Consider the following 13,504-nt stretch of genomic DNA (forward strand, 5'->3'; position numbering starts at 1 on the left):
GTCGCCTTCAGCGCGCGTCTTCGAGGATCAGCGATGACGCATGCCAGGCCATTGCCATTACCGGTGCGTTGGTATTGCCAGAGGTCAGGTTGGGCATGATCGAACAGTCGATCACTCGCAGGCCATCCACTCCGCGAACGCGCGTGCGTGGATCGACCACGGATTCGTCATCGCTGCCCATCCGGCACGTTGCCACGGCATGGGTGCCGCAGCTCAGATGACGGCGTACGGCGGTCAATATCTGGTCATCGCTGTCATTGCCGTTCAGCCCCGGCGCGATCTCGCGAGTCACGAAGGGCGCGATGGCAGGTTGCGTCATCAACTTGCGCACGAAACGCACCATCGCGACCGCTGTCTCGCAATCCTCTTGCGTCGTCAGCCAGTTGGGGTGGATGCGCAAAGGATCGTCGGCATTGGGCGACGTAATGGTAAGACAACCCTCGCTGGTGGCCCGCAGCATCGCCGTGGCGATCATCATGCCAGGCGTCTTGTTGACCCCGTTGGTCGGAACCGCGACATCCGCCTCGCCCTGCGCCAGGGTGACGCCACCAACGAAGCACTGAATGTCCGGACGGGTTACGCTTGGACGGCTGCGGGCAAAGATGCCGACTTCCTGCGGGACCGTCGCCATCGGACCGCCCTTGAACAGGAAATATTCGGCCAGGCTACGGGCCAGACCCAGGCCGCGATAGCGATGATTCAGGCCCTTCTCGCCCTGCAAGTCGTAGTTGATGCCGTAGATGGGATGCTCCTGCATCCGTCGGCCTACGTCCGGGCTGTCCACGATGACATCGACGCCTGCGGCTTTCAAATCCTCGGCTGGTCCGATCCCCGAAAGCTGGAGCAGCTTGGGGGATGCGATCGCGCCTGCCGACACGATGACTTCGCCCCGGCAGCGGAACTCCGCCTTGCGCCCGCCGATCCTGCACATGACGCCCTTGGCCCGGCGCTGTTCGATGATGATGCGGTCCACCTGTACGCCCGTCCTGATCACCAGATTGGGCCGATGGCGTATCGGGTCCAGAAAAGCGACCGCCGCGCTCTGCCTGCGCCCGTTCTTGATATTATAATGATAATAGCCGACGCCTTCCCGGCTCCCGGCGTTGAAATCGTCGTTGCGCGGCAAGCCCATTTGCTTGCCCGCCTCGATCATCCGGTCTGCAAGCGGATAATGGAACTTGGAGGTCGAGACATGCACCGGGCCGCCGACGCCATGCTCGTTGGATGCGCCAAGCTCATGATCCTCGATCGCGTTGAAGGACCGCAGCATGGTGTTCCAGCCCCATCCCTTGGCGCCGCGTTCCTCCCATTGCTCGTAATCTTCAGGCTGGCCCCGGATATAGATCATGCCGTTGATGGCGGAGGAACCGCCCAGGCCTCTGCCCCGCAGCCAAATCTCGCTCGCGTCCAGTCCTTCTTCACGCGGCTGCTGGACAGGGAAATATTGTGCGAATGTCGGGTCGCCGACCAGCTTCGCCACGCCCTTTGGCATGCGAACGAACATGTGCTTGTTCTCGCCACCGGCCTCCAGAAGCAGCACCCGATTCGATGGATTTTCGGAAAGCTTGTTGGCAAGCACGCAACCGGCGCTGCCCGCGCCAACAATGATGAAGTCGAACTCCTCAGTCATGACCTCTCCAGAAATTAAATGACATTCGTCTTATATACGCTTCTATGACACGGCGGATTGGCGGACACAATGGCCTTTCCCTTCTCTGTCAGCCCGACCGCATATCAAGGACATATGCGGGCAGTATTGACAGTTTGTCAGACATTAGTCAGGTAATGATACCGTAAGACGCCGTCTTGCGAAGACGGCTGGCCCGGCCTCAAGTTTCGGGCAATTGACTGGGAGAGGTGCGAAAATGGCTGTATTGGACGGAAAGGTTGCGCTGGTGACCGGCGCCTCGGGAGGCATCGGGCGGCAGATCGCCGTTGCCCTGGCGCAAAGCGGTGCGCGGATCGTCGCGCACTATTCTTCTCGCCGTGAAGGCGCCGAGCGGACGGCAGCCGAAGTGCGCGAAGCAGGCGGCGACGCGGTGATTGTACAGGCGGACCTTAGCCATTCCGAAGGAGTGAGGCAGCTGTTCCAGCAGTTTGACGAACAGGCCGGAGGGCGACTTGATATTCTGGTCAATAATGCGGGCGCGGGACGAACCTCTCCGATCACGACGATCGATGAAGAAGAAATCGACAGCATGTATCGGGTCAACTTCAAGTCGCCGATACTGGTCACCCAACAGGCGTTGAAGCGTTTCAATGATGGCGGCGCGATCGTCAATATTTCGTCGATGAGCGGGCTGATGGCGCAGCCGCCCGGCTTTGCCTATGCCATGAGCAAGGCGGCGGTGAATTCGTTCACGGTTTCGATGGCGGTAGAGCTTGCGCCGCGCAATATTCGCGTCAATGCTGTCGCCCTGGACCGGTCGATACCGACCTCATCAACGGCTATCGGGACAGTGAGGAGGCAATGCGCATGTTCAAAAGCATGGCCGCGCTGGGCCGTATCGGCACCGCCGACGACATAGCGCAGATCGTTCTGTTCCTCGCATCTCCGGCCTCGGGCTGGCTCACCGGACAGATCATTCAGGCAAGCGGCGGCATGAGGTTGTAATCGGACGCTTGCGGAAAAGCGGATTGTGCGGATCGATGATGAACTACGGCGCGGAAATATCTTCGAAGGAAATGATGGCGTGAGAGATGAAATGATTTCCCAAGATGGTCAGCCGGTGATTTCCATCGACAATGCCGACATGTTCCAATGGGACGACACGGCTGACGTTGTCGTCGTGGGTTACGGCGGCGCGGGAATTTGTGCAGCGCTCGAACTGGTGGAAAACGGCGCCAGCGTGATTGCCATAGACCGCTTCAATGGCGGTGGCGCAACGGCCTTCAGCGGCGGCGTCGTTTATGCCGCAGGGACCGACATTCAACGGCAAAACGGCGTTGAGGACGATCCCGACAACATGCTGAAATATCTTCGGCTGGAGGTCGGCGATGTCGTTCAGCCCGAGACGCTGAAACGCTTTTGCGATCAAAGTGCTGGCAATCTGCAATGGTTGCAGTCGCATGGCGTCGTGTTCGGGACGAAACTTTACACCGGAAAGACGACCTATCCGCCGGAGGGCTATTTCCTGCAATATTCCGGCAATGAGAAGGTGGAGGCCTATTGCCGCGACGCCCGGCCAGCACCGCGAGGGCACCGAACGCTGGGGCGCGGCTTTACGGGTAACAAGCTGTATCGCGCCTTGCGCGAGACCGCGGATCGGTCAGCCATTCGCAAGAAGCTGCATACGATCGTTCAGAGCCTCGTTGTCGATAGTGACGGGCGCGTCGTCGGCGTCGCTGCGCTGGAGCTTCCGGCCGCCAAACATGCCGAGCATCAGAAATATTACGACAAGTTCCCACCTACCGCTCCGTTCAAGGAGAGTAAGGCCGAGGCTGCGAGCAAGGCGGCACGCGTCATGGAGCGCGAACATGGCCAGTTGCGCTATATCAGAGCGAAGACTGGCGTTATCCTTTCGACGGGCGGTTTCGTCTTCAACCTCGACATGCTCGGCCAACATGCGCCCATGCTGAGCAAGCATTACAAGACCATGATGCGCCTCGGCACTCTGGGTGACGATGGCACGGCCGTGCAGCTGGGCACGGCGCTGGGCGCGGATACCGTGGGCATGGACGCGATGTTCGTCGGCCGGGTCCAATCTCCTCCGGCGGCGTTGCTGGATGGCATTCTCGTCAATCAGGCAGGGGAGCGGTTCGCCAACGAAGCCGTCTATGTCGGCACGCTGGGCCGCGCCATTGCCGACCAGCCGGAGGGCAAGGCGTGGCTGATCATGTCCACCAAGGACATTCGCAAGGCGATGCGCCAGGTGGCAACGGACGGTCTGGACGCATTCATGCGCTTTGGCGCGCCCGCCATGCTGAACCTCATGCTCGGCGGCACCAAGCGCGCAAGGGATCTGGACGTTCTGGCGGAGAAATGCGGCATCAATCCCAATCGCCTGCGCCAAACCGTACGCCGCTATGAAGACATGGTCCGCAACCGGCATGACGACGACTTTTCAAAGCTGAAGGATCATCTGAAGTCGCTCGGCAACGGTCCCTATGTCGCAATGAATGTGTCCCTCGCCAACCGTTACAGCTTCATCACCTTCCATACTTTGGGAGGGTTGGCGCTCGAAGAGGCGACAGGCGCTGTGCGGCGCGCCGATGGCAGCATCATAGCGGGCCTTTATGCTGCGGGGCGGGCCACCGGAAGCATACCATCGCGCACCTACATTAGCGGCCTTTCCCTCGCGGATTGCGTGTTCACAGGCCGCAGGGCTGCTCAGTCCTGCCTGCGAGAGGCGAAGCAGGACGCGCTCGCTCCCGCCTGAATGGTTGATTGACTAACATCTGTCAATCTACAGCCCATGCTGTTATTGACAAATGTCGGTTATTTCGAAATAAACCCAGCTCCCATCTGCACATTCCCGCCCGCAAGGACGGCATTTTATGGAGAGAGTTTCATGTTTTCGCACATCGTGCTTGGCAGCAATGACATAGAAAAATCAAAGCGCTTCTATGACGCGACGCTGGGAGCGCTTGGCGGCGCACAGGCCTTCGTCGATGATAACGGACGGCTGATCTACATGCACAACGGCCTGTCGCTGTTGATCACCAAGCCCATTGACGGCCAGCCCGCAACGCATGCCAATGGCGGCACGATCGGTTTCGCCGTTCAGGGGCCTGAGCAGGCGGACGCATGGCATGCGGCTGGGGTAGCCAATGGCGGCGTTCCCATTGAGGACGCCCCGGGCGTGCGCGAGGGGCCGATGGGGGCTCTATATCTTGCCTATCTGCGCGATCCGGACGGTAACAAGCTCTGCGCGCTGCACCAGCTTCCGCAGTAAGATCAACCGACCCATGAGCGAGGCGCAGCGCTGCCACCTTCGGTAGCGGTTGCGCCTCTCTTCCTTTCATGGGACAATGTCGGCGGGAGTGACTGCATCGATAAAGTGATGGAGAGGTACCCATGACGAACGCAGGCGACGCCCGCCCTGGCGCATGTTCCGCGCGTGGTCGGCCTACGGTCTCCGACAACCGCGAAGTGTCGAACGAACTGCTCCATGCAATGGAGCATGGCTTGCGGAACAAGAGTCATCTGGATCTGACGACGCGGGAAATCGCATCAGCCGCCGGCACCAACGCCGGCATGATCCACTATTATTATCACGGCAAGAACGGGCTGATCGACGCGGCACTGGATAATCTGAGCAGCGACATCGCGCAGATACTCAATGATCTCAACAGCTTGTTCCTGACCGATTGCCAGGACGCCACGCGCAAGATCGTCAGTGCCTGGATGAAGGTGCTGGAAACTCACCGGGGCACGGCCAGCGTGGTCCTGATCGAAAGTTTCCGCCCCTATTCGACCGTGTGGCATTCCTACCGGCAGAAGAAATCACAAGGCAGCTTCATCCGGATGCAGGAATTGATCCGGACATTGGTGAGCCAGGGATATTATCGGGCGGACACCGACCCGCAAGTTGCGGCCTTTTCCATCATCTCCATTGTCCTTTCACCGATGCTGGTGGGGCAGATCATGTCGGAGATCGGCCACCAGATCAGTCACATATTGGACAATTGGGAAGAAGAGGCCGTCCAGCTTATCGACGAGCGATACCGCCAAATTTGACGGCGGTGCTTTAATCGTGCGTTAAAAAGGAAGGGGAGCTTTGACCGGAGCCGCCCGATCGGGGAAGATCGTAATATTGAGCGGCCAATCGGAGAATCCATGATCCCGCTCCCCTTCATGCAATGTGCCCCGCCTCGTCAGGCGGCGCACATCATCCCGGCGCCTGCCTCCGCAACGGCTTCGTCAAATTGCTCGCGAACACCCCAGCGGGCCAGCCTGCGCATGATTTCCATGGCGTCATGCGGATAACCCAGCCCTTCATAAGCGATGCAGCCCAGTGGTGAGAGGCGTTGCGCCCCTCGCAACATGCATCGATCGGCAATTTCCGCCTGCGCCGCATTGGGATAGATGCCGATCGTCTGGGTGTGGATGGTAACGGCTGCAACAGCTGCATCCAGGTCCGGCACGGGAATGATATTGATGACGCGCCCGCCGATCCGGTCGCTGAACTCAACCGCCTCCGCCTGCTGCGACACGATGACGCCGCCCTCATTCGCCTTGACGCCGAACACGCGATAATCGTCGGAATAGCGGATGCCCTCTATCTCGTCGCGCAGCACCGGGTCGAACGCGGGGTGGGGGGAGCTATAGGCGGCGGGCAGGGCCTGCAACGCCTCATGCACCAGCCGACCGAAGCGGTTCAGCCGGTCGAGCGACGCATCATCACTGCCGCACACGACATAGGCCAGGCGGCTGTTGCCGCAGCCTTCCTGATTGAAATAGCCGAAATCCTTAGCCAGCTGCTGGGCGACCCAGCCCATCTGCTCCTCTGATTCCAGCGCTTCCGCACCAATGATCGAAGCGCTGACCTTGGGATCGAGCGCGATCAGGTCGAGGCCGGAGGTCAGATGCTGGCGGATGTGGTTCATCGACGCAGGGCCGCCCCAGGCAACGATCTTGTCGATGTTGCGCGTGTCATACAGCTTCTTCTCAAAGCCCAGGTCGCCGCCCTTCCAATAGGCGACGGTCATGTGGCGGGTGATCGGATGGTCGGGGTCCATCGCGATCATCGTCTTGGCGATGGCGACGGCGGTGAAGGGGTCGTTCGACGGGCTTTTGACGATATTGTCACACCGCAGCACGGCCCCGTTGATCACCGCGTGCAAGGCCACATTGGGTGCATTGCCTGCGTTCAGGTGAACGATGCGCGATCCAAAGGCGCGCACCATCGCGTCGCGATCGTGCAGTGGCCTCGCCTTCCAGCCTTCCAGATAGTCGCGGCCGATATTCTGATCGACGGCTTCCTCGACGATGGTCCGGCGCAGATTAGCAGCAAAGGAGACATAGGCGGTGCGCAATATGTCGGGCGACTGGCCCGACGACTGCATGTTCATTTCCAGCGCCAACCGAATGTCGGGATTTGTGTCCGGGTGCAGCCTGCGGCCCAATTCCTCCAGGAAGTCGAGAATATTGTCCAGGCCGACGGAATAATAATCCTGAAGGTCAGCGCCGTTGCGCAGAACGATCTGGTCCAGATATTTGTTCACATCGGGGGTCAGGAACGCGATTTCTCCCCGGCGCCCTTCAAAGCGGACCAGGTCATCTTCTATGATGCGGCCCCGGATGATGAGCGGGATAGTATATTCTTTCATCTTCGATACTCCGAGACAGATTGGATCAGGACGCCTTGGCCAGGAAATCTTCCAGGCTCTGGAAGGCCTGCGGCGTCCGGGCGCACACGATCTTGTCGTCCCCGCCATTCAGTTCCGAAATGCGGTTGATGTCATTGTCCATGAACGGACCCTTGCGCCCGCATGCGCATCCGCCGTCGAAATGGACCGTCACCTGATCGCCCGTGATGACCCCGGCCCAGAAGGTGGTGGGCATGGGATCGAACACGACCATGCGTCCTGTCTGCGTGCCGGTGCGCGGCAGCGACTGGCCGGTCGCCGGGTCCATCAGGTGCGTGATGCCCCAGGGCAGGGGATGCAGCTTGTCATGGGGGCAGCAAACCGCTGTCGAGCTGGATTCGGTCATGCCGTAGACTTCCTTGACGCGGCCCGGCACATGATGCGGGAAGCGTTCGGCGACGACATCGCGCCACCCTTCGGGGAAGTTGAACCCTTTGCTCCCGCCGCCGGTCATGATCATGGAATCGGGATGCCATTCGACGAAGATGTCCATCTTCCGGCACGCCTCGGCCATGAGGTAGAGGTTCATGAGAGCCCCGTAGAACATGACCTTCTGACCTTTAAGGCCAACCACGGCATTCTCGATGAAGCGGGTCCACCGTTCGTCCGCATTGGACGCACGAGTTGCGAGCGCACTGGCGATTGCCTGCTCGGCCGGACTCAGCTCCAATTCCTCGCCCAGCGCCTGCGCCCGTTGCAGCCGTCCGTTCAACCACATCTCGTCAGCGGTCAGCGTGCCGTCGTCCAGCGTGATGAACATGTCCTCCCGGCCGTCGTAGCAATTTTCCTTCAGGACACGCATGATGAGCGGGATGTTGTGACGGCCGTAACGCGAAGGCCAGGGACAGACGAAAACATATTCGCCGCTCTTTGCGTAAATACCCGGTTCGTCGCGATATGGCTCGACGATATAGGTGTTCTTGTCAACGAACAGGGTTTCTTCGACGGTACTGAGGGGGAAGAGCGAAATCTTGCCGCTCGTTCCCGATGAGGTGACCGGCCGCAGCGGCGTCGAACGCTCTACTTCCAGCAACCATTGCTCGATCAACTCGCAATGTTCGGCATGAACGCCGGATAGGTCGTGCGTCGTAAGCGCCTGAAGCCAGCGGGTCAGCTTGTCGAAGCGCGCTTTCTGCACGTCCAGCGCGGAATAGGATTTGAACATGGTGTGCGGCATCGCCAGACGTGTGAGGTCATCGAACCCGCTGATTTCCTCTAGCCCGACTTCCTCGGCCAGACGCTGGAGCGCGCGCAATTTGGGCTTCAAATCGCGGAACCGCCGCTGGAACAGGGCGAGCTGGATCTTTTCGACCTCGGCATAATCCAGGTCGAACAGTTCCTCCTGGCTCAGTTCCAGAAAGCGCCAGGGATCTTCTTCCAGTCTTTCGTAGAGATTGGCCGTCGGGGTGGATGTCATGAAATGCTCCTAAAATGATAGGTATATGAGGGGCGGCCGATCGTTCGCGCGTGATCAGGCGACATCTGCCGGTAATTCGGGGCGCTTCGACCCGGGATCGAGAGCGTGGCGGAGGGGTTCGGCGGCGGCGGCCTTGCCCGCCCTGCGTCCGAAGAAGGTCGCGCCGCCGATCAGCAGACCGCTCGCATAGCCCCAGCCTTCGACCGACAGATTGGGGGCCACCTGACCAACCGCGTAAAGGCCGGGAACAGGCGTGCCATCGGCTTTCAGCGCCCGCCCATCGACGTCAGTGTCAACACCGCCCAGGCTGATGCAGCAGAAATAGGCCGAACCTACCGAACAATCGATCGCGGCATAGGGTATCTCCGAAATCGGGGCGAGCCATTTGGGATTCTTGCGGAATTCCTCATCATATCCTGTCGCGGCATAGCGATTATAATTGCCGATCGTCTCCACCAGCGACCCTTCAGGCATGCCAAGGTCGGCTTCCATTTCCGGAATATTGTCCCAGGCATCGACGACCTCATGCTTGCGCTCGGATCGGATGTCTCCAAGCTCCGGCCGTCCGAAATTGACATTGTCGCAGATCAGGTAAGCCTTGCCCTCGGGCTGGTTCAAAATCGCGTCGGTCGACCAGGCGTGATAGACGTCCTCCGCCACGAAGCGGCGGCCCGCGCTGTTCACCAATATGCCTTTGACCAGGCTGGCGGGCGGATAGAAGGGCGATGTAATCATGCTCTGATCCAGCCCGACGGTCGCCGCGTCCATGCTCTGGCCCAGCGCTATGCCTGATCCGTCGGCAGTCGGCACGCCCAGCGGAGCGATGCCCTCCCGCCCAGCTTTCGATCCATGGGCAAGGCCGAGTTCCCGGTCCCACTCGCAACCGCCGGTCGCCAGCACCACGCCCTTGCGCGCCGCCACCGCCATGTTGCGGCCTTCCTGCCGATACTGGACGCCAACGACCGCGCCTGCGTCGTCCCGGACCAGCGCGTTGACCGCTGCATCGTAGACGACGCGCACCTTGAGTTCATGCAGGCGCTGGAGCAACCGGTCGAACAGCAGATGCCCGACAAATCCGCCGCCCGGCTTGTGACCACGCGGGAAAGGCTCCGCCGCTTCAGACAATGGCCAGCAGGCTTCGCTTCCGGTCCACACCAGCGTTTCATCGCTATGGGGGTGGAAATGCTTGCCGTCGAAATAGCGTTCGTTGAACGTGACGCCCAGCGACATCAGCCAGTCATAATGGCCGACGCTACCCTCGCAATAGGCCTCGATCTTGTCCACGGCCGCCTTCGGCTGCGTGGCCTTTAAAAACCGGGCCATATTCTCCGGCGTGTCGGCAAAGCCATTGGCCTTTTGCGGAGGCGTGCCGCCGCCCAGATAGATGAACCCACCGGACATGGCGGTGGAGCCTCCCCCGCCAGACGTCCTTTCAATGACCAAAACCTCTGCGCCCGCTTCGGCCGCGGCAATCGCGGCGGAAGCGCCAGCCCCTCCCAGCCCCGCGATTACAACATCCGCCGTCGTCGCGAACGTAACTTCGTCCAGCGTCTTGGCTGCCTCTGTCTTCACTGTGATCCTCCCACTTGTGCGGCCGGGCCGTCTTTAAGTTCCAGCATGCGGACGGGATCAGTCCCGTCCCAATCTTGCGCGGCTTGCGCCACGTCGCGGAACAGGTTGATCAACACCGGCTCTGCGGGCACCAGTTCCAGCATGCAGCCCAGTTCATTGCGGGTGTCGGCATAGGCGACCTGCGCCCCGCCGACCGACCGGAACTCGCTCGCCATCTCTATGCCTCGCGCTCTCAGGCGCCCGATTTCTTCGCCGACATTGTGAACTATCCGGCACATGTGATGAAAGCCGATCTGGCCTTCGGGAACCATGTCGCGATAGGCGGACGGCCCCTTGCTCGTCTGCTGGATCAGTTCGATCTGAACCGGCCCCGCCTGCGCCAGCGCCGCCTTGAAAGCGAGCGGCTCGGGCCGCCCGCGATACAATGCGTCAGGATAGTCGGAGTCGCGCCGGAAAAACGGCCCGACCCCCATGGACAGCCACCGCTCCATCGCATCGTCCAGGTCCGCCACGACCCAGCAATTCTGCAACAGCGCCATCCTCTCATTGCGCGGGATGAGTTCTTCCAACCCCATCAGAAGTCTGCCGCCAAGGACACGCCCAGGTCCTGCCGACCGACGGGATCGCGAAGTCGATGAACGACCCGATCGTGTTGCTGGACGTGAATCCGTCATAAGTGGTGTTGTTCGTCACATTCTTGACGAAGCCAGTCAGCGTCATGTTCAGCTTGTCATGCACCGGGAACTGGTAGCGCATGGCCAGGTCGACCTTGGTCACCGGGGGAATAGACCCGCGTGGATCATTGAGAACGCTCGTTTCGTAACGCGACGTGTAATAGAGCGCGGCATTAAGTCCCGCTCGGCCTGCCCCCAGATCGAAAGCATAGTCGGAGATCAGGCCCGCGGTCCATTTAGGCGTACGGCGCAGCTTCAGGTCCGAGAGGTCCGCAAGGCCCTGACCCGCAAGGTTCCCGACGAAACTCAGATATTTCGCGTCCAGATAGCCCGCCGATCCGGTGATCGTCCATCCGGCGACAGGGACCACTGCCAGCTCGCCCTCCACGCCCTTGTATCGGGCCTTGGCTGCATTCACCGTCGCCGTAACAATGCCGCCGCCCGGTGCGACCGTCAGGACATCTTCCTGCTTGTCCTTCAGCGTGTTGTGGAATGCCGCGACGTTCAGGCGAACCCGATGGTTGAACCATTCGCTCTTGAAGCCGACTTCATAGGCATCCATGATTTCAGGACGATAGGGAATGACGGCGTTGACGATGCTTCCCGCGCGGCCGTTGAACCCGCCCGCATTATAGCCCCGGCTCCAGTTGGCGTAGACCAGCAGGTCGGGCTGGATCTTATATTGCAACCCGATGCGCGGCGTCAGCTCGTCGAACTTGACCGAGGCGCTCACCGGCCCTTGCTGCGGGCCAAGCACGAACTGATCGCGGATCGGCTGCTGTAGCCTTCCCCACAGCGTGAAGTTCGTCTGCTTGCGATCCCATGTCTGCCGCGCACCCGCCGTCAGGCGCAGCTTGTCCGTGATGTCCCAGTCACCCTGGAAGAATAAGGCGAAGGAACGGCTCTTTTGCCGGATGCGATAGGCGTTGAGCGAGTTGAAGTAGGCCGTGCCCGGCGCGGTAGTCGCCGACAGTCCGGCAAAATCGACCGACGGGAACTGCCGCGCGGTGAACGCATATTCGATGAAGAAGGCGCCAGCCACGAAGTTGATCGGGCCGTCGAACTGCGTTTCCGCACGCAGCTCCTGCGAAAACTGCCAGGAGCTTTCCCGCTTGTCGTTACGCTGTATCGCAAAACGGGTCGCGTCAAAGTCACCAAGCTGATCTTCTTCGTCCTCGCGATAACCCGACAGGCTGACCAACTTGACGCCATCAAGTTCGTGCGCGACCTCCAGCGTCACTGCATTAAGATTGTAATAGGCCGGAAACTGCGTCGTCTCGACATCATTACGCTTTTTGCTGAGCGGCCTGCAAACGATCGAGGTTGCAGGATTGAGGCATTGTATATTCTGCCCGGTGACATAAGTCGGATATCCCAGCGTGCCCAGACCATTGGCCGTCAGCAGCTTGGGGCCGGTCAGCGGAATAAGGTCGGGGGTCAGGACCGGCACATAGGGCGGCACTTCGCTATCATCCTCCATCCGCTCCAGCGAAAGGTAGATGCTGGTCCGATCTGAAGGGGTAGCGACCAGCGACAGCATATAATCCCGCATATCGCGTTTGCCTTCGCGATCGCCGGTGATGCTGTTGCGGAACTCGCCATTATGCTTCTTGATCGCGATCGCGCCCTTGACCGCCAAAAGGCCGGGGATGATCGGCGCCATCACGACACCTTCAAAGTCCGTTCGTCCGAAACTGCCCACCGTCGCGCGCAGCCTGCCGCTTGTGGGAGCGTCGGGATCGGGACGGGAGCGGATGACGTTCACCGTTCCGCCCGTCGTGTTGCGACCAAACAGCAGGCCCTGCGGACCACGCAAAATCTCCAGTCGTTCGATGTCGAACGCGTCGAGCAGCGTACCGCGTTGAAATGCCAGCGGAATGCCGTCGATGGTGAAACCGATGCCGGATTCAACGGCGCGGTTGGGATCTTGAAGCGAGATGCCGCGCAAGCTGATCTGCGGCGTGTTGAGCGCAGCGCCGGAGCGCGAGATCGTCATGCCCGGCACCATGCCGCGCAGCCCGGTCAACGCATCCAGGTTGGACGCGCGCATAGCCTCGCCGGTGAAAGCCGTCACGGCGACGGGGACATCCTGCAACGGCACGGCCCGTTTCTGGGCGGTGACGATGATGTCCGCCAGTTCCGCCGACGATGACTGTGTCGATCCGCCTGAAGCTTGCGCCAAGGCATTGCCGGGTGCCATCACGCCCAAACTGAGCGCCAGTAGCGAAGTTCCTGTAAAGGTCCGCATGTTATCCCCTCCATTTATGTCTGTTGTCGGTTTTCCGTTTGTCGCGTCATTTTTCGCGCGACTATAAATCTGATTACCGATGGCTCGTCCTGGGACAGCCACGGATCATATGAAAACCCATTCCGGACATAATGGAAAGTTGGATAATAGGCCGTAGGACCAAGCCGGTGATCGCCGACCAATATCTGACGCTTGTCGGGCGTTGAAAAGCAAGGGCAAAAGGGGGCAAGGGAGCGGCGCCGCCGCTCACCGCGTCGGCATCATGGGCGCGGAACAATGCCG

Annotated in this window: 9 protein-coding genes and 1 pseudogene; 4 read left to right on the forward strand and 6 right to left on the reverse strand. The window is 60.4% G+C overall.

Annotated elements, in window-relative coordinates:
* Nucleotides 1-7: 7 nt before the first annotated feature.
* Nucleotides 8-1,630, reverse strand: a complete 1,623-nt coding sequence (locus ACWNC0_RS00855; RefSeq protein ID WP_449468921.1) for a GMC family oxidoreductase — start codon at nt 1,628-1,630, stop codon at nt 8-10.
* Between the two features lie 235 nt (nt 1,631-1,865).
* Here ACWNC0_RS00855 and ACWNC0_RS00860 point away from each other — a divergent pair.
* The 4 genes and pseudogenes from ACWNC0_RS00860 (at nt 1,866) to ACWNC0_RS00875 (ending at nt 5,680) form a co-directional block, all read left to right on the forward strand.
* Nucleotides 1,866-2,614, forward strand: a pseudogene (locus ACWNC0_RS00860) (SDR family NAD(P)-dependent oxidoreductase).
* Nucleotides 2,615-2,693: 79 nt separating this feature from the next.
* Nucleotides 2,694-4,379, forward strand: a complete 1,686-nt coding sequence (locus ACWNC0_RS00865) for an FAD-binding protein (protein WP_449468923.1) — start codon at nt 2,694-2,696, stop codon at nt 4,377-4,379.
* A gap of 132 nt (nt 4,380-4,511) precedes the next feature.
* Nucleotides 4,512-4,895 carry a VOC family protein gene (locus tag ACWNC0_RS00870; protein ID WP_449468925.1) on the forward strand — a complete coding sequence of 128 codons (384 nt, stop codon included), beginning with the start codon at nt 4,512-4,514 and terminating at the stop codon, nt 4,893-4,895.
* 122 nt (nt 4,896-5,017) lie between these two features.
* Nucleotides 5,018-5,680 (forward strand): TetR/AcrR family transcriptional regulator, encoded by a 663-nt coding sequence (locus ACWNC0_RS00875; protein WP_449468926.1) that lies wholly within the window; start codon nt 5,018-5,020, stop codon nt 5,678-5,680.
* Between the two features lie 137 nt (nt 5,681-5,817).
* Here ACWNC0_RS00875 and ACWNC0_RS00880 read toward each other — a convergent pair whose 3' ends face one another.
* Genes ACWNC0_RS00880 through ACWNC0_RS00900 form a run of 5 tightly spaced genes read right to left on the reverse strand, consistent with a single transcriptional unit; the run spans nt 5,818 to nt 13,222 of the window.
* Complete coding sequence (locus ACWNC0_RS00880; RefSeq protein ID WP_449468928.1) at nt 5,818-7,272, reverse strand: acyl-CoA reductase; 1,455 nt, start codon at nt 7,270-7,272, stop codon at nt 5,818-5,820.
* Between the two features lie 25 nt (nt 7,273-7,297).
* The gene (locus ACWNC0_RS00885) at nt 7,298-8,728 is read right to left on the reverse strand and encodes a hypothetical protein (RefSeq protein ID WP_449468930.1); all 1,431 of its coding nucleotides are present in this window, start codon (nt 8,726-8,728) and stop codon (nt 7,298-7,300) included.
* 54 nt (nt 8,729-8,782) lie between these two features.
* Entirely contained in the window at nt 8,783-10,300 is a 1,518-nt protein-coding gene (locus tag ACWNC0_RS00890) for an FAD-dependent oxidoreductase (protein ID WP_449468931.1), read from the reverse strand.
* Nucleotides 10,297-10,875 (reverse strand): VOC family protein, encoded by a 579-nt coding sequence (locus tag ACWNC0_RS00895; RefSeq protein ID WP_449468932.1) that lies wholly within the window; start codon nt 10,873-10,875, stop codon nt 10,297-10,299. Before ACWNC0_RS00895 ends, ACWNC0_RS00890 begins: the two co-directional genes overlap by 4 nt.
* Entirely contained in the window at nt 10,844-13,222 is a 2,379-nt protein-coding gene (locus ACWNC0_RS00900) for a TonB-dependent receptor (protein WP_449468934.1), read from the reverse strand. The genes ACWNC0_RS00895 and ACWNC0_RS00900 overlap by 32 nt, the downstream gene beginning before the upstream one ends.
* Between the last annotated feature and the right edge of the window lie 282 nt (nt 13,223-13,504).

Source organism: Sphingobium chungangianum (assembly GCF_977014255.1).